Here is a 16,043-nt window from a genome sequence, read left to right as displayed (position 1 = left end):
ATGTCAATGAATCGAGGTCGTACAGTAGGCAGCAAATGGGTCAAGACGAAAGTTCTCTTATTAAATAAAGAACTTCGCAAATTTGTTCCGGAAACAAGAATCTACAGTCAAAAGAACCTGCTTGCCATGCTAAATAAACATAAGATGGTTTATGTCAAACCCATCAATGGCACTTCTGGACAGGGCATTATTCGTGTAGAGAAAAATGAGACTTATCGATTTCAGTCCGGTAAAGCAGCTAAATCCTTTCGAACTTTTTTAGGTTTATTCGGTGCTCTAAACAGAGCCAAGTTAAACAGATCCTATTTGGTTCAGCAAGGCATTCATCTCTTAACCCATCAAAAGAGAATTTTCGATACACGTATAATGGTACAAAAAAGCCCTAAGAAAACTTGGGAAGCTACTGGTTATATTGGCCGAGTTGCTCATCCACACAAAATAGTAACGAACTTTCATAATAGCGGCAAACCGCTCCCATTAGAATTATTACTTGCTCCTTACTTAAAGAATCAGAGAAAAGATGATTATATCAAAAGCTTGCGACATCTAGGATATCAAATCGCAACGCATTACCAGAAGGTTTATCCGGGATTTAAAGAAATTGGTGTTGATATCGGTATCGATAAAAAGTTAAAACCATGGGTCCTAGAAGTAAACACAGCACCTGACCCCTTTATATTTAATCAATTAAAAGATAAAAAAATGTTCTTCAAAGTACTGCGTTATTCGAGAGCGAACGGCCGATTCTTACCTGTAAAACGTAAGTAATTCGAGGTTCCTAAAGGTTAGCAAAAACCTCCAATCCCACTTGAAATGGGACTGGAGGTTTTTATGCTTTATGAGGTTAATCGACGCTGGCGAACCATCATCTTAGTTAATAAGCCGAGACCTATAATAACAACCGCGACAACAATCCATATTGGATGATGGATTTGTGTATAGATGTGGTGCCACGCTTTACCAAGCTTTTGACCAAGAAGAACAATGACCAAAATCCAAGCCAATGCGCCAATGTATGAGATACTCATGAATTTGGTGAATCGTATTTTCGTAGCCCCAGCAATGAAAGGAGCGGCATGTCTTAACCCAGCTACATAATAGCCAACTAAAAGTAGAATTGCACCATGCTTTTTAAAATGTTCAGCCCACTTTTCTAATCTGTTCTCAGAAAGCTAACCTGCTCCAAGCAGAATAATCTCAATCGGAAGCGGTATGCCAACGATGCCAATGAAGAGTAACAAAAATATACCCGGATAGCCATAATGGGTGATTAAATTGATCATAGAATGATGATTCATTTTTGTTCACCTGCCTCGTAATGATCGTACCATAGGAATGTGAGAAATGGTTTTCTAATAAACCCCAGTCAAGCCTGATTTGACCTAGTATTCCCCTATCGTTGGAAATCTATATGTCATGTTATCGCTACAGTAAACAGTACCTTGGCGCGAGCTACAAGTTTGGAGCACAGAATAGCAGTACAAGTTCATTTGACTGCACGTCTTTTACACAATATGTACATGAGAAGAATGGAATCAATTTGCCCCGTTCATCCAAGCAGCAATCACGATTTCAGATATGAATTCCGGTTGGTGGAGCAAAAATTACAAAACAGCGCGCCGCATGATTAACTAAGACGGATATTCACTTAGTGATTTTTTTAGTTGATGTCCTCCCGTCATTCCCCGCTTATCAAAGGAATGCATGAATCAAAAATAAAACAGCAAAGATTAGCCCTAATCGCAAATGATGACAATCCCGAGATAAAACACGTACTCCGCATATGAAGCTAACAAACGCATATTTGGGTTTAGAGCGGGTAGACTATTCCCTAATTGATTAATGAGTTGAAACCAATGATAATCACGCTGAGTAAAGCTCATCTTCATCATCCTTTATTTATACTGAATGCTCTAACTTAAGCATTTAGATTGACTTTACTTGATGAAGATGAGAACAAAATGAGAAATGTACCATCCGTTTCATCGATAACTCCCTTGTCTCATTATTCCTCTAAGCATAAGTTAAGCAGATTAGAAAATAATGAGAATTTCCCCTGTAATCTGTCACTACCTAGTTTGAAGAACAGGATATTTTCTTATTCAAAAGCCCCAGAAATCTGGGGCAAATTAATCATGCAGTGAATTTGATTGGTTCAAGAGAAACTTTGCATATCGCATAGGTGTTTCATATGTGCGATAAAAAGTCGTATCTAGACCTGCTTTTTTAAAGGTGTAGCGTTGATCTCTGCCGTTTACTTCGATCAATTTAATCTCGCCATCCTGATCAACGCCCACATCTAATCCGATGTCAGCCATATGAGGCAATTTTACGCCAATATATTGGGCAATTGCCAAAGATACTTGCTGTAAATCTTGCTTCATTTGGGTGGAATCAAAACGACTGGACTCAAACAGCTTCTCGCACCGTTTAACTTTCCCTCCCTTTGCCACATTAGTCACATGACGGCCAGAAGCTGCGACTTTCCCAATCATTCCGGTAACTTGCCACTGTCCGCTGCCTCCACGCTGCACCGATACACGTAGATCATAAGGCCTTTCCTTATAAGTTGCTAACTGAATCGCTTCCTGAATCATGTAGTTTTGTTTACCCACTTTCTTCGCAATGAAAGAAATAACTTGCTTCTTGGATACAAGCTTTGGTTTCCCTTTCATCCAATACAGATTCCAACCCCCGTCTTCCTGCTTGGATATTTTAATAATCCCATCACCTATGCTGCTGTTTGTCGGCTTGATGAACAGCGAGGAGTACTTCTTCATGGAGTCTTCTAATTTTTCCCGCGAATATTTAAAAGAATCAGGAAGATACTTACGAAGCGAATGATTGGCGTATAAGAGCTGATGTATGCGATGTTTGTCGTAACGATTTTGCCTGTTGAAAATGATGCTCGATTGGGAAAGCTCTTTTAACTTTTTTCTTAAATAGGGAGATAAGCTAATGGCTCGGTTATGTGTCACACGAGGAATTGAACGTCTAACGAGCCTATACGTATTATTTTCATAGTAATAACCCAAAGCAGATTTACCTTTTACATGCTGTAAACACATATAAAAAGGCCTTAATCCATGCATCTTCCCTGCTTTGTTATACAGGGCTAAGCGTTCATTTCCTGTTCTTCCTCTCGCAATACCCAAATAAGTTTCCAAGTCCAATAGGACACCTACTGTAGTACGCATCGAATCACCGCCATTCGAATAATAGAACTATGACAGTGTATGTCCCTCTTACTCTTGCTAACACGGTGAACACCTAAGCAAACTAAGGAAATGACGCATTAAAGAAGAAGGAATTATTTGCCATCTGTCGAAATTATCTTAGGAGTATGATTAAAGGAGGGCACGTATGTCAAAGCGCGTTCAACTGCTGGTCGGCACCAATAAAGGCATTTTCATTTATTCCTCAACGACTGAAAGACGGAACTGGTCCATGCAAGGACCTTTTTTACCAGGATGGGAAGCTTATAGTGTTCTTGGAGATACACGTTCAGCAAGTACGTTGTATGCCGGAACCTCTCATGCCGCTTATGGTGCGACCATACGAATGTCCAGCAATGGCGGTGAAACGTGGGAACAGATTGCGGATAGTCCAAGGTACTCCGAGGAGAGCGGGTTTTCACTAAACCGTATTTGGCAGTTGGTGCCTGGTCTTGCGTCTCAGCCCGAAACTCTTTTTGCTGGTGTCGAAGAAGCGGGATTATTCGTTAGCCGCGATAGCGGTCAGACGTGGCAAGAGTTAGATGGTTTAACGAAGCATCCCACTCGTCCGGAGTGGTTTCCCGGAGCCGGCGGTATGTGCTTGCATACCATTCTTATTGATCCAAGGAATTCGCAGCGTATGTGGATCGGAATATCCGCTGTTGGCGTCTTCCGTACACTTGACGGTGGGATTAGCTGGAAGCCCTGTAACAACGGACTAAACCGAATACCAACAGGTCAACCTGATGAACGTGTCGGATACTGTGTGCACAAGATGGTGCTCGACCCGGAAAACTCCGATGTCCTCTATATGCAGGAGCATAGCGGGGTGTTCAAATCCATCGACGGCGGCGACAGCTGGCATCCTATCGAGGAAGGCCTTACATTACGTGACGGCGATGCCCCGTTTGGTTTCCCGATTAGTATTTCACCAACAGGTGATTTATTTCTTATCCCGCTGGAAAGCAGTGAACAACGCTCGATGCGTGACGGCAAGTTAATTGTTTACAGAATGGCACGCGGTGAAAATACCTGGAAGCCTATTGGGGATGTTCTCCCAGAAGAAGAACGACATGTCAGCGTACTGCGAGATGCGATGGCTGTGGATGCTCTTGAGCCTTATGGTCTTTATTTTGGAACAACCTCAGGTGAAATTTACTGTTCACTGGATCGTGGAGAAAGCTGGGAACGTCTGCCTGGACAATTATCACGAATCCTAACTGTGAAGCCAATTATTTTGGAGGACTAGCATGCTTATTACCGTCAGCGTCCCCTCCTTGCTGCGTGATTGTACAGGGGGAAACGTCAAATTTCAATTGGATGCGCTTACGTTACAGGAAGCACTAAATCAACTTATATCAAGCTATCCCCTGCTGCGTGTTCATCTTTGGACCGAAACCGGGCAAGTCCGCAAGCATGTCCTGCTCTATTATAATGACACGAATATCGCTTGGCTGGATGACTTAAATATAATGCTGCAGCAAGGTGATCAGCTTATCGTTTTCCAAGCTGTCTCCGGCGGGTAAAGCATGTTTACTCATTGTCGGATACTAAACCTTGCTGTCATAAAAGAAAAGCTCTGCATGAATGCTATCGCCTAGCTCGATGATGCCGTAGGAGTACTGCGGCTGCCTTCTTTTATCCGTAGGCGAGCCTGGGTTAAACATGAGAATTCCGTTAATCGTTTGCTGGTATGGAACATGGGAATGTCCGAAGATGACGATATCCGGCCGCTCGGCCTGGAACGCTTCTCGGGCTCTTTCCTCTGTCGTTTTGCGAAAGCCGTCTCCATGGATAAGACCAATTCGGTAGCCGCCGAGTGTCAGTATTTTCCTCAAGCCGAATCGTTCAATGATGTCAGATCCGTCATTGTTACCGGCCACAGATTCACAGGGTGCGATTCGCTCAACCAATTCAACAACGTGCTCACTCACCCAGTCTCCGGCATGAATAATAATATCTACACCTTGTAAACCTGCAAGTAACGCATCAGGTAATTTTTGAACCCGAGGTGATAAATGAGTATCCGAAATCACACCAATCCGCATATGGACCACTCCTTCGTAAAATCTGTTAGCCATGAATTCGTTCAAATTAACTTCCCATTCCAATAGTAGCTGTCCTCCCGGTATACCCGAAAAGCTATCTCCACCTCAGGAATGCCAAGCGAAAGAACGTGTTTGGTCAGTACGCTAGCATACTCGTCACGTGTTTCTTGCCCTCTCTCGAACCAACCTACTTCAATAAAAGGATAGGTATTCACTTGCTTCCCTTCAAATATAGAGACTGTGGAGAGACATTCTAGCATAAAATTGTCCGTTCCGCACGAGCATACTTGAGCTAGTTCTTCAATTAACGCCGTACTAATAGATTGAATTTGAGGAACACTAATTCCTCTAACGATCATTTGGGGCATGGGTAACGCTCCTTTGTATTTTCTTGGAAGACTGAAGCTGCAGGCGCAGCGTTAAAAGTAGTGTAGATACTACAGGTCTTATTGTAGCATATTCGATGTTTACCGGGCAGTTTGATACAATATAAACATACGAGCTTTGATACGCCAAGGGGGACAACAATGTGAAAGAACCCATCGTCATACAGAACAAATTAAGAGAAGCTATGGGTCATCTCGAAAAACGGTTCATGGAACGGGAAGAGCTCATCCGTGTCTTACTGCTCGCTATCATGAGCGGCGAACATGTCTTATTGGTTGGACCTCCCGGTTCAGCCAAATCTCAATTAGCAAGAGCCGCTGCCGAACTATTCGGTAACGAACCTTATTACGATTATTTATTGACCCGATTCACAACACCGGACGAATTATTCGGGCCTGTCTCCTTACAAAAACTTAAAAATGATGAGTATGTAAGGCTCACAGACGGCTACTTACCAAGCGCTCGCTTCGCCTTCCTCGATGAAATATTCAAAGCGAACAGCGCCATACTTAATGCGCTCCTTTCTGTTTTGAATGAACGTGTCTTCTTCAATGGACGGCATAAGCAGCAATCTCCCCTTCTATTCTTAATGGCAGCATCGAATGAATTACCCGAAGATAACGAACAATTAGCAGCGCTGTATGACCGTTTCCTGTTCCGATTTGAAGTTGAATATGTTAAGCAAATATCCAGCTTTGAGCTCATGTTTCAGGCACCAACCGCACCTCTCCCTACCCTCTTGTCAACGGAATTGGTGAAGCAGTTGAAATCACAAGCAGCTGAGGTTCAATTACAGGATGCGCTGATTTACATGCTTTTTCAATTGAAGACAGCGCTAGAAGAGAAAGAATATGTGCTTTCAGATCGCCGCTACCACAAGATTGGCCATACATGGAAAATATCAGCGGCTATCCATGGGCGCAGCGCTGTCAATGTGTGGGATACCGTACTAACCCCTCATATGCTATGGGATTTCCCCGAAGATTTGGCAGAGCTCAAAGCCATCTTCGACACCTTATTTCAGGACATGCTCAAACGAGAAATGGAACAAGAGCTCCCGCTGCTTCAATATAACTTAACGGTTAAGAAATGGTTGGAGAAAGAAGATGAATTACATGCCTTCCAATTTAAAAAAGAAATCGGCGGCGCTTTAAACAAGGATGCTGCCGAGCAATTGAAAGCGACTTTGGAAGATTGCCGAACGGAACTGGAAGAAACAGCTAGAAGCCTACGCGGCAGACTTGTCTCCTGGCAGGAGAAAGAAAAGAAACTGCCGGAATGGATTGCATCCCAATCTATCTTTCTGCAGCACCCTGAGCAGTATGCCGTTAAATTCACACACCTGCGCATTCAGGGTGAGCGCATATTACAATCCATCCAAGGCTTATATCGCACTCTGTTTGACCGGGAAATCCCGGGAATCATATACGACTATACGTTATAAGAGGTTACCTATATGATCATACGCTGCACTCGGGTTGACAGGTATGTGTTCGAGGGCTACGTACACTCATCGCGCGTCGCACAAGAATGGATGCGCGAGGCCGTAAGGCAAGCCCCTTGGTTTACACTTGAGCTTTTTGCTGATTTCTTTATGTGCTTCTATTTAACAAAGCCTGAAGTGGACGGCACTGTAGAGGAGACCCCCTTCCACCGCTGGATGGTCTTAACGCTGCGCAAGCAGTACTTCTATGTGTCCATTCATCCTCGTACGATCGGACAAGTGAATGCTTCATTCAAAACTGCGCTTAAGGCGCTAATGTGGCTAACCGAGTCCTATGAGAAAGAAGTCAAACGCAGACAAAAGGAACAGCAAATGAGCGGTTTCGGCTTCGAGAAGAAGCAGCAAACGAGCGGACAAGAGGAAAAGAGCGTCAGCGAGCGACTCACCGAGAAGCAAATCGAGAAACTGAGACTCGTTGGCTACACGCTGCAGCAAGGTAAACGTGCCGTCGAAGACAAGCAGGAAGCTGTCGATTCGCGGCCGCTCATTGCGGAGGAGATCCGAGCGCTGAAACAGCGCATCGCGGAGCTGCAAAGCGAGATGCGCACTGAATTCATGAAGCGCGATAAGCTGAAAGCGAAGCTGCGCAAGGCGGAAGAGGAACTCGAGCGCCGCGAGCGGCAGCTGGACCGCATGAGCGCGCGTGACCTCGCGGCCATGAAGGAGATTGAGGCCGAGCTGGGCTACTGGCTAGGTCAAGCATTAAAGGATACGTTGTCCCTCGAAGAGGTGGACAGCTTTAATGTGCACGAGCTCGTGCAAGCAAGTCAGCGGCTCGCGAACCGGCGCTGGGGCAGCGAGCTGGGGAAATTGCGGCGGCAAACGTTCGAGCACTATGTGCAGTGGATTGAGAAACTGAAGCGCAGCAAGGATCTGGTGTCTTTCCTCCAGGAGGTAGGACGGAACATCCATCACCTTCGGGTGCAGCGTAAGAAGCTGCGCTCGCCTTATGTCCCGGAAGCTTACGATGATTTACGCCAGTCTGGCGACATCGCGCATCTGCTTCCGAGCGAGGCCAGCTTGCTCGCTGACGAAGACTTTGAGCCTTATTTTCTCGTCAAATGGATGGAAAATAAGCTCATGACCTACAACTACACCGGCTCTGTTGAAGAGCCGCAGAAAGGTCCTGTTATCTGCATGCTCGATACCTCCCACTCCATGCGCGGCAGCAAGCTGCGGCTTGCGCAGCTGTTTACGGCGACCTTCGCCTCCTTCTCCCTCTTTGAGCGGCGGGACTTCGTCCTGCTCCTGTTCGGGGCGAAGGGCGAGCTCATCGAGCATGTTCTGTCTTATAAGCGGCCGGATTGGGACCGCTTCTATGGTCTGGCTCAGCTCGCTTTCGGTGGTGGCACGAACTTCGACGCGCCGCTGAGTAGAGGCATGGACATCGTACAGCACGAGCGGCAGTTTCACGATGCCGACTTCGTAATGGTCACCGATGGTGTCGGCCAAATCTCCAAAGCAACGCTGCAGAAGCTTGGCGCTCTTGGTCAGAAGAAGCAGCTGCGGCTGCATTCGCTCATTATTGGCTCTGCACGCCAACATCTCGTACAGAAATATGAAATTGTCGGCGTTTCTCACCAAGTTAGATTCGCTACAGCCTGGGATGTTCAAGATCCTGTGAAGGATGAACTTCTGCTGGATGTGTTTGCTAAGCGATTGTGACAGCTCCAAAATAGCGTGAAAGCCTTCAATCCCACTTGGGAATGAAGGCTTTTTACTTATTTGCCTCAGGTACTTCGTGTCGAACCAATAAATGTGCGCCGTGAGGATTTGGGTACGGTTGTTTTAAATTGGTTCATGTTCATATAACACGATTGGCCATCGTTTTCATATTTGACCATCCTGAAGCTACATGAAAGGGAACGTCGATGCGTTTAATAAAGGCGGATATTTGGACAAATAACGCTTCCTAGTTCCTTTAACTAGTTCCTAGTCTTTATAGGCGCAGTCAATTGATAGACTTCCAAATAAAAAACCATGAAATCTTCAATGAAGACCCTCATGGTTTTTGTCGTTTTCTATGTATTCAAGCTCTCATAAGTTCTTTAATCGTTTTTAAAGATACACCCGTTTGGTGGTAGACCTCAATAAGTGAGGCACGCGGATGGGCCAGAACGAAATCTTTCACTTTGTGCAACTCTTTCAAATGAAGCTGGGAGCAAGATTTACAATGCTTTTCAAATTTCGAAATATAAACTTGTCCGCATGTTTCACAGTTGCAAAGTGACATTTCTCCACACCTTCCTGATCCAAATCTCTCTAATAAAGTATTCGAGAAGAGGCGCACACTTCTGGGGGTACCTTATAAAATAAATGTAATTAATTTTGAATCTCGACCAAGTCACCTGGTTTTATTTCACCTGGGCGTTCCACGTAAGCGACAATCCCTCTGCTTTGTTGTGCATGTTTGATAAATTGTTGAGTTAGGCTTCTATCTCCGTAATAATTGGCAATCTGCTTACCAGGACCTGCACACGGCTCGTTCTCACCTTCGCAGACAAGTCCGCCGCCATTTGGCAGAATCATTCGGATTCCCATAGGAAGCTTGGTTAATTCAGGAGCACCGCTCACTACAATATTTGCACCCAACCACTCAGGTTTAATTGTTTCCACACCCAGACGCTGAGCAATACCTTGCAGTTCCTCAACGGATACAATACTGAGTTGACGACGATTCATAATCTCTTCGCCTCTCTTGTACATGGGCTGCCGAGAGTCCGCCTTAGCGAATAACCCGAAGTGACGATCGCCTTCAATGCCCCCAAAACTTAGTTCGACACCGTCGATTTCTCTCGTTACAAACGTTGAAGCGTCATCCGCGATAAGAACAGCTTCAATTTTAGCCATAATTGCCATGAAGTCGTTCACCTGCCTGTCCCATATTATACCACTTACTGCCCCTATTCTTCCAGTACCTTCGTTAGGTCCTGCTCTGGCCACAACGTTCCATCCTGCCAACCAAGCACAAAAGCTTCCCATCGACGATTTTCCGGAAAAACATCAAGGTCACCAAAGTATTTGGCAATAGCTACATGTTGGGTGGCATGAGCCCGCAAGGCTGCTGCCTTTATCGGCCAACCAGCCTCTGTATCTACTACTATCGAAGGCTTGTGACCTTTAGCTCGTAATGAAGCCGCTGCTGCATAATATAACTTGCGTACACTGGGACACTTCCCGCTCAATACAGCCGCCGTTGTCGCCTTGGAGATGGTGATATGATCGGGGTGACCATTGCCCCCATCCTCCGGAAATGTGAATAGAACCTCGACCTCATGCCGCTGAATAAAAGCGATGACACCTTCAACTAGAGCATTGAAATCAATCTCTGCAAGCTGACCATCCGGCCAGCCCAAATGCTCCACGTGAGACAAGCCCAACACCTTGGCGGCTTCATCCATCTCTTTCTCTCTCAATTTAGCTAGTTCTAATCTATTTGTTGCCCGCTCTAACCCTTGTCTTCCCGCATCACCTCGTGTTGCCAACAACAAAGCAGGATTTTCCCCTTGATCGGCAAGTTTACGAATTATGCACGCACTGAGAAACGTCTCATCATCCGGATGTGCATATATAAATCCATATCGGTGCTTCATTTCTTCACTCCACTCTATATTATGTAAAAGCTGCTGGCGGATAAATCTTTTCGATGCAATAAATGGCTTGATCCATCGGCATCACTTTTTCATGCAGATCTAGCATATCCATTAACTTCACTTGGTCAGTCGAGCTTTCATCCAAGCCAATACAGATGATAAAGCGAATCCCAAGCTTAGTTGCAGTAGTTAGCTGCTCACTCACACCCAACTTCTCATCAACCATCTTTAAGCCTATACCAGCTAGTTTTAGCTCATTTGTCATCCGACATGCAGCTTCAGAAGCTTTAGGATCAAGAAGGATTACCATAGCTTGTTCTTCTAGCTGCTTTCCATACGAATCATCTGAACTCCAACCTACATTTGTTCCTTCCACTTTTCGCATACCATCCACCCTTCCCATTCTTACGAGATAAAAAAACGCGCCGGACCTATGGTCCTGCGCGAATTGCTATCCCGCAGGGAGGCCAACGCGAAATGCGTTAGCCCACCCTGATATGTACAGGTGTGTGCTAACGCCTATAAAAATAATGAATTTGTACGAACCAAGCTGTATTTTTCATATGATTCGTCTCCTTCAACTTAATGATTATTATGATTATAGCGAGCCGCTGTCGTAGATGCAACAGCTTTTTTATTTATCCTATGTTAAAATTGCTTCAATATCCGGAGCGATAGTCGCTGGATCCGTACTAGCGCTGTACTGCTTAATAATAATACCGCTTGCATCAACCAGGAATTTCACGAAATTCCATTCGATTTCTCCTGTACGATACGGTTCAGGTGTATGGTTTAACAAGTAAGTATATAAGGGATGAGCATTTTCGCCCTTCACATCGATTTTATCAAATAACGGGAATGTCACTTTGTAGTTGAGTTCGCAGAAGCTTTGGATTTCTTCATTTGTACCAGGTTCTTGACCGCCAAATTGATTACAAGGGAATCCCAGAACAACTAATCCTTTATCTTGATACTGCTCATATAAGCTTTGGAGCCCTTTATAATGTGGTGTGAGCCCACATGCACTTGCTGTATTTACAATGATCAGTACTTTTCCTTTATATTCGGAAAGTGACTTCGTTTCGCCTGAAATCGTTTGAACCTCAATATGATAGATGGACATAGCTCCGCACTCCTTCAAATTTATAATAAGTTCCCGTCCATTATAACATTCTTTCTTAGGTGAGCCCAAATCACAAGCTTGACAGTTTAGCTTCCCATATACTGACAGGTGTGATATATTGTTTACCTGTTTATTTCATCAAATAGACAACATCTGATCTTAGGAGGTAACTGATCTTGGACACAAAGACTCAAAGTGCCTATCAAGAAGAATTACAACAACTTGAACAAACGAATGCGGAAATTGACAAACAGCTTGAGCGGCTTAGGTCGACTCCTGTTTATTACGGTCCGGATTTAACGGAGCAAGCGTTGGAGGCAGCTCGCGAGAATGGCAGACACAATTTAGCTAAAGCCGTCGATGAACCGTATTTCGGCCGCCTTGACTTCCAAGAGACTGGAACGGCTTCCACTCTGCCCCTTTATATCGGTAAATCAGGTGTCGAGGACGAACGAACAGGGCAATTGCTTGTCATTGACTGGCGGGCACCAGTCGCTAGCCTTTTCTATTCATTCACCGGCGGACTGGACCCTGCTTCCTATGACTCACCAGACGGCCTCATTGATGGCCTCGTTTATCTAAAGCGCAACCTCGTTGTCCGGAAACAAATTCTCCAGCGTGTCGTTGATACGTATGACCGCAATGAAGACTCTCTGGCTGTCGGCGATGAGTTCTTACTCTATCGACTTGGCGAAAATAAAGACAATAAACTGCGCGACATTGTATCTACAATCCAAGCTGAGCAAGACCGCATTATCCGCGCAGCGAAGAATACAGCACTGATTATCCAAGGGGTCGCAGGAAGCGGTAAAACAACTGTCGCCCTTCATCGACTTGCTTTCTTACTCTATCAATACCGTGAACAGGTTCGTGCAGAACGGATGATTATTTTTGCACCCAACTCCATGTTCCTCGACTACATTTCCGGCGTACTGCCTGAACTTGGAGTCGGAAATATCCAGCAAAGCACTTTCACAGATTGGGCAATTGACGTGCTCGACCAAGAAGTTAAGCTAGCGGATCAGGCACTCGTTCTTCAAACTTGGTTCTCGCTTGGCAGCAAAAGACCTCCGGTAGATGATCAAGCGCCGGGACGATTTAAAGGGGCCATTGCTTTTAAACAATACTTAGATCACTGTCTCACAAGGTTCGAGGAGTCTTATGTACCTACTTCAGATTTCACCCCGTGGGAGGGTATCAAGCTTCCGATTGCTTCCATTCGTGAATGGTTCTTCGTAGAGAACAAGCATTATCCGCTTGTCAAAAGGCGTGAGCGTGTTATAGCTCGGATCAAACGCTGGATGGAAATTCAGCTCGACAAGATTTGGGAGCAAAGTCGGAAGAAAGAGCTGAAAAAGAAAGCTTCTCAGCGCCTGCGTACATATCTGACAGGATGGCCCGATCATTCGGCATTCAGCTTCTACAAAATGCTTTTCTCAGACAAAGGCCGTTCGGACAGCTTGCCCGTTGACTTACTCAACCAAATACCAGAACCTATTGTCACCGCTTCGCTGAAGCTTTTCAAGAAAAAAGAAGTGCAGCTCGAGGATCTTGCTCCTCTTCTTTATATTCATACACGCCTATTCGGCATTCCCTCAGAACGGTTATTCGACCATGTCGTGATCGATGAGGCGCAGGACTTTTCACCTTTCCAGGTGGCTGTCCTTGATTCTTACACAAGGAATAGTTCGTTCACGATACTAGGCGATTTATCACAGGGAATCCACGCTTATCAAGGCATTACGGATTGGAAGGAATTTTCCAGTCTGTTTGAGGTAGACGAAACTGGTTATTTCGAACTTGAACGCAGTTATCGCTCCACCATGGAAATCATCCTGTTTGCCAATCAGGTCCTGAAACGAGGCGTAGAGAATCCCCTCCTAGCTGTTCCTGTGTTCCGAAGCGGCAACAAAGTCCGTGTACTACAGACGGACATCAAAGGCCGATTGCCTCTACTGCAGCGTGCCATCACGACCTTGAAACAAGGAAGCTCGAGCACAATCGCTGTTGTTGCCCGTACGGAGAAGCAAGCACAGGAGCTGCATGATGCGTTGACAGATGCTGGCATCGAAACGAATCTGATAACTTCCAAGCAGCGGGTATACCGCGGTGGCATCTCGGTCCTTCCCGTCTTTTTGACCAAGGGACTTGAATTTGATGCCGTTCTACTCATGGATGTTACTGCCGGGCATTACGAAGCCACTTTTATGGATGCCAAACTGCTGTATGTAGGCTGTACACGCGCCCTTCATGAATTATGGCTAATGGCTCCAGGCGTGCTGTCCCCTCTAGTCTCGACGGAAGATAAAGAGATTGTTGAAACTCATTATCCTGAATAGTTTCAAGCAGTAAAGTAAATCCATAGTTTCCTACAATGAATAAAGACGCCTGTTCACCGATCATAAGGATCGAGTAAATAGGTGTCTTTTCTTACATTTTTAGTAAGCGATCAGTACGCCGCCTTCACCAGCATAAGTACCAATAACCGTGCCCATGTTAGAGAACAGCACATTGCGGAACGGATATTTATCCAGTAGTTGGTTCAAGACTTCACGCGCTCTATCCTCACAATTACTATGTGCGATGGCAATCACATCTCTATCGAAATCGTGGTGAGTTTCCCCCACTTTGGTGATTAATCGTTTCAAGGCTTGTTGGGTGCCGCGGATTTTCTCTATTACTTCCACGGCACCTTCTTCACTGGCTTTCATTAGGAGCTTAATATTCAAAACAGATGCAACTGCTCCCCGTACTCGGTCGAGCCTGCCACCTTTGATTACATTTTCTAACGTATCCAAAAAGAAATAAGTGCCTGAAGTCGTTACGGATTGACCTATCACTTCTACAATTTGTTCAAATGGCACATTCGCTTCCGCCAATTTGGCTGCCTTATAGACGAGTACGCCAAGTCCAAGTGAAGTTGTTTTCGAATCAATAACCTCGATACGACCTGCATAACCTTCTTCGAGGAGCATCTCCTTCGCCATGACTGCATGATGGTAGGTACTGCTAAGCGCCGATGAAAGACTGATCACAAGAATATCTTGATCTACTTGGGTCTTCTGATACTCAGCGAGGAATAGCTGCGGGGCCGGACTTGACGTCTTCGGCAGGGCGCTCTCCTTTTTCATTCTCGCATAAAAATCAGCTAGCTCCATGTCAGGTGGCATGCATTCCTCTCCAAAATGTACGGATAATGGAACAATCGCAATCCCTATCTCATCTACGATCATTTCGGGAAGGTCGCAACTGCTATCTGTGATAATCTTGATTGTCGTCATGGTGTCCACCCATTTCTTATTTTTTGGCGAAAACAATACCTACTGTATGCGGTCCGCAGTGGCTGGTAACAACGCAGCCCGTTTCAGTTATATAAACATGTTTCACATTCGTTTGTTGTTCAATTTGTTGTTTGATGTAAGCGGCTTCTTCTGCTGCCGAAGAGTGAGTGATGAATAAAAATTCCGCATCCATGTCATCCTTTTTCGCTAAAGCATTATCAAGAAGCTGCTGGAGTGCTTTTTCCCGTTTACCTCTTACCTTATCCGTCGATATCATAGCCCCGTCAATGACTTTAACGATCGGTCTTATTCTCAACAGACTCCCAATAAAATGCTGTACACTTGAGCACCTTCCGCCTTTATGCAAATATTCCAATGTGTCAATGATGAATTCAACTTCCATTCGGGTGATTAAAGGTTCAATCAATGATTTTATTTCAGCGCTGCTCCGACCATCCTCTGCCGCTTGCGCAGCTTTTAAAACTAGTAAACCTATCCCTGTTGATAGATTTCTTGAATCAATAACCGTTACTCTACCTTCCGGAAAGCTCGCAGCGGCAATGTTCGCATTCTGAATCGTAGATGAGAGCTCAGAGGAAAGACCAATAAAGACAATGTCTTCTCCTCTTTGAATAATGGGTTCAAACGCTCGTTCGAAATCAATAGGAGATGGAGCCGCTGTCTTAGGCAGCTTGCCTGTTTGGTCTACTAATTCATAGAGTCGATCAGGTTTTATCGTAATGCCATCCTTGTAGGAATTGTCCTCAAAAATAACATAAAGAGGCACAACTTCTATTTGAAAGCTTCGATAAAGCTCTTCGCTTAAGTCACTTGTGCTATCTGTAAATATACGAACCCGAGACATTACGGTCATACCACCTTATCTATGCTG

At 45.0% G+C, this 16,043-nt stretch carries 17 protein-coding genes and 1 pseudogene; 7 read left to right on the top strand and 11 right to left on the bottom strand.

Annotated elements, in window-relative coordinates; all coding sequences use genetic code 11:
- Complete coding sequence (locus QFZ77_RS20605) at positions 1-768, top strand: YheC/YheD family protein (RefSeq protein WP_307442263.1); 768 nt, start codon at positions 1-3, stop codon at positions 766-768.
- Between the two features lie 68 nt (positions 769-836).
- On the opposite strand, the pseudogene QFZ77_RS20600 reads toward QFZ77_RS20605, so the two are convergent.
- Together QFZ77_RS20600 and QFZ77_RS20595 are read right to left on the bottom strand one after the other, a co-directional pair.
- Positions 837-1,151 (bottom strand): annotated as a pseudogene (locus QFZ77_RS20600) (DedA family protein); the annotation flags it as partial.
- A gap of 21 nt (positions 1,152-1,172) precedes the next feature.
- Positions 1,173-1,298, bottom strand: coding sequence for a hypothetical protein (locus tag QFZ77_RS20595; protein WP_307442262.1), 126 nt, complete (start codon positions 1,296-1,298; stop codon positions 1,173-1,175).
- Between the two features lie 113 nt (positions 1,299-1,411).
- Here QFZ77_RS20595 and QFZ77_RS20590 point away from each other — a divergent pair, with 113 nt between their 5' ends.
- On the top strand, positions 1,412-1,582 hold the full coding sequence (locus QFZ77_RS20590; RefSeq protein ID WP_307442261.1) for an NlpC/P60 family protein: 171 nt from the start codon (positions 1,412-1,414) through the stop codon (positions 1,580-1,582).
- Positions 1,583-2,129: 547 nt separating this feature from the next.
- Here QFZ77_RS20590 and QFZ77_RS20585 read toward each other — a convergent pair.
- Positions 2,130-3,197, bottom strand: coding sequence for a YheC/YheD family endospore coat-associated protein (locus QFZ77_RS20585; protein WP_307442259.1), 1,068 nt, complete (start codon positions 3,195-3,197; stop codon positions 2,130-2,132).
- A 166-nt stretch (positions 3,198-3,363) separates the two neighbouring features.
- Here QFZ77_RS20585 and QFZ77_RS20580 point away from each other — a divergent pair, with 166 nt between their 5' ends.
- Positions 3,364-4,464 (top strand): WD40/YVTN/BNR-like repeat-containing protein, encoded by a 1,101-nt coding sequence (locus QFZ77_RS20580; protein ID WP_307442257.1) that lies wholly within the window; start codon positions 3,364-3,366, stop codon positions 4,462-4,464.
- Between the two features lies 1 nt (position 4,465).
- Positions 4,466-4,741 carry a MoaD/ThiS family protein gene (locus QFZ77_RS20575; protein WP_307442255.1) on the top strand — a complete coding sequence of 92 codons (276 nt, stop codon included), beginning with the start codon at positions 4,466-4,468 and terminating at the stop codon, positions 4,739-4,741.
- Between the two features lie 24 nt (positions 4,742-4,765).
- Here QFZ77_RS20575 and QFZ77_RS20570 read toward each other — a convergent pair whose 3' ends face one another.
- Positions 4,766-5,263: a metallophosphoesterase family protein gene (locus tag QFZ77_RS20570; RefSeq protein WP_307442254.1), complete on the bottom strand. Its 498-nt coding sequence runs from the start codon at positions 5,261-5,263 to the stop codon at positions 4,766-4,768.
- Between the two features lie 41 nt (positions 5,264-5,304).
- The gene (locus QFZ77_RS20565) at positions 5,305-5,631 is read right to left on the bottom strand and encodes a DUF1904 family protein (protein ID WP_307442253.1); all 327 of its coding nucleotides are present in this window, start codon (positions 5,629-5,631) and stop codon (positions 5,305-5,307) included.
- A gap of 161 nt (positions 5,632-5,792) precedes the next feature.
- Here QFZ77_RS20565 and QFZ77_RS20560 point away from each other — a divergent pair, with 161 nt between their 5' ends.
- Entirely contained in the window at positions 5,793-7,094 is a 1,302-nt protein-coding gene (locus tag QFZ77_RS20560; protein WP_307442252.1) for an AAA family ATPase, read from the top strand.
- A 12-nt stretch (positions 7,095-7,106) separates the two neighbouring features.
- Positions 7,107-8,819, top strand: a complete 1,713-nt coding sequence (locus QFZ77_RS20555) for a vWA domain-containing protein (RefSeq protein WP_307442251.1) — start codon at positions 7,107-7,109, stop codon at positions 8,817-8,819.
- 657 nt (positions 8,820-9,476) lie between these two features.
- Here QFZ77_RS20555 and QFZ77_RS20550 read toward each other — a convergent pair.
- The 4 genes from QFZ77_RS20550 to QFZ77_RS20535 all read right to left on the bottom strand — a co-directional run bounded on the left by QFZ77_RS20550 (position 9,477) and on the right by QFZ77_RS20535 (position 11,870).
- Positions 9,477-10,013, bottom strand: a complete 537-nt coding sequence (locus QFZ77_RS20550) for an MOSC domain-containing protein (RefSeq protein ID WP_307442250.1) — start codon at positions 10,011-10,013, stop codon at positions 9,477-9,479.
- Positions 10,014-10,057: 44 nt separating this feature from the next.
- On the bottom strand, positions 10,058-10,747 hold the full coding sequence (locus QFZ77_RS20545) for a PIG-L deacetylase family protein (protein WP_307442249.1): 690 nt from the start codon (positions 10,745-10,747) through the stop codon (positions 10,058-10,060).
- Positions 10,748-10,766: 19 nt separating this feature from the next.
- Complete coding sequence (locus QFZ77_RS20540; protein WP_307442247.1) at positions 10,767-11,132, bottom strand: His/Gly/Thr/Pro-type tRNA ligase C-terminal domain-containing protein; 366 nt, start codon at positions 11,130-11,132, stop codon at positions 10,767-10,769.
- Positions 11,133-11,390: 258 nt separating this feature from the next.
- Entirely contained in the window at positions 11,391-11,870 is a 480-nt protein-coding gene (locus tag QFZ77_RS20535) for a glutathione peroxidase (RefSeq protein WP_307442246.1), read from the bottom strand.
- 176 nt (positions 11,871-12,046) lie between these two features.
- Here QFZ77_RS20535 and QFZ77_RS20530 point away from each other — a divergent pair, with 176 nt between their 5' ends.
- Positions 12,047-14,209 (top strand): HelD family protein, encoded by a 2,163-nt coding sequence (locus tag QFZ77_RS20530; protein WP_307442245.1) that lies wholly within the window; start codon positions 12,047-12,049, stop codon positions 14,207-14,209.
- Positions 14,210-14,308: 99 nt separating this feature from the next.
- Here the strand turns inward: QFZ77_RS20530 and QFZ77_RS20525 are convergent, their stop codons facing one another.
- Together QFZ77_RS20525 and QFZ77_RS20520 are read right to left on the bottom strand one after the other, a co-directional pair.
- A complete protein-coding gene (locus tag QFZ77_RS20525) occupies positions 14,309-15,151 on the bottom strand; it encodes a DegV family protein (protein ID WP_307442244.1) in 843 nt (280 codons plus the stop codon).
- A gap of 16 nt (positions 15,152-15,167) precedes the next feature.
- Positions 15,168-16,016, bottom strand: a complete 849-nt coding sequence (locus QFZ77_RS20520) for a DegV family protein (RefSeq protein ID WP_307442243.1) — start codon at positions 16,014-16,016, stop codon at positions 15,168-15,170.
- Between the last annotated feature and the right edge of the window lie 27 nt (positions 16,017-16,043).

The sequence above is a fragment of the Paenibacillus sp. V4I3 genome (assembly GCF_030817215.1).
In the GTDB taxonomy this organism is placed as follows: domain Bacteria; phylum Bacillota; class Bacilli; order Paenibacillales; family NBRC-103111; genus Paenibacillus_E.
Note: the sequence above shows the minus strand (reverse complement) of the source record. Positions and strands in the feature narration are given on the sequence as shown.

What these genes read in the sequence shown, in the direction of transcription:
- QFZ77_RS20605 (WP_307442263.1), top strand. Translation starts at nt 1, where the DNA reads ATGTCAATGAATCGAGGTCGTACAGTAGGCAGCAAATGGGTCAAGACG.
- QFZ77_RS20595 (WP_307442262.1), bottom strand. Translation starts at nt 1,298, where the DNA reads ATGAATCATCATTCTATGATCAATTTAATCACCCATTATGGCTATCCG.
- QFZ77_RS20590 (WP_307442261.1), top strand. Translation starts at nt 1,412, where the DNA reads ATGTCATGTTATCGCTACAGTAAACAGTACCTTGGCGCGAGCTACAAG.
- QFZ77_RS20585 (WP_307442259.1), bottom strand. Translation starts at nt 3,197, where the DNA reads ATGCGTACTACAGTAGGTGTCCTATTGGACTTGGAAACTTATTTGGGT.
- QFZ77_RS20580 (WP_307442257.1), top strand. Translation starts at nt 3,364, where the DNA reads ATGTCAAAGCGCGTTCAACTGCTGGTCGGCACCAATAAAGGCATTTTC.
- QFZ77_RS20575 (WP_307442255.1), top strand. Translation starts at nt 4,466, where the DNA reads ATGCTTATTACCGTCAGCGTCCCCTCCTTGCTGCGTGATTGTACAGGG.
- QFZ77_RS20570 (WP_307442254.1), bottom strand. Translation starts at nt 5,263, where the DNA reads ATGCGGATTGGTGTGATTTCGGATACTCATTTATCACCTCGGGTTCAA.
- QFZ77_RS20565 (WP_307442253.1), bottom strand. Translation starts at nt 5,631, where the DNA reads ATGCCCCAAATGATCGTTAGAGGAATTAGTGTTCCTCAAATTCAATCT.
- QFZ77_RS20555 (WP_307442251.1), top strand. Translation starts at nt 7,107, where the DNA reads ATGATCATACGCTGCACTCGGGTTGACAGGTATGTGTTCGAGGGCTAC.
- QFZ77_RS20550 (WP_307442250.1), bottom strand. Translation starts at nt 10,013, where the DNA reads ATGGCAATTATGGCTAAAATTGAAGCTGTTCTTATCGCGGATGACGCT.
- QFZ77_RS20545 (WP_307442249.1), bottom strand. Translation starts at nt 10,747, where the DNA reads ATGAAGCACCGATATGGATTTATATATGCACATCCGGATGATGAGACG.
- QFZ77_RS20540 (WP_307442247.1), bottom strand. Translation starts at nt 11,132, where the DNA reads ATGCGAAAAGTGGAAGGAACAAATGTAGGTTGGAGTTCAGATGATTCG.
- QFZ77_RS20535 (WP_307442246.1), bottom strand. Translation starts at nt 11,870, where the DNA reads ATGTCCATCTATCATATTGAGGTTCAAACGATTTCAGGCGAAACGAAG.
- QFZ77_RS20525 (WP_307442244.1), bottom strand. Translation starts at nt 15,151, where the DNA reads ATGACGACAATCAAGATTATCACAGATAGCAGTTGCGACCTTCCCGAA.
- QFZ77_RS20520 (WP_307442243.1), bottom strand. Translation starts at nt 16,016, where the DNA reads ATGTCTCGGGTTCGTATATTTACAGATAGCACAAGTGACTTAAGCGAA.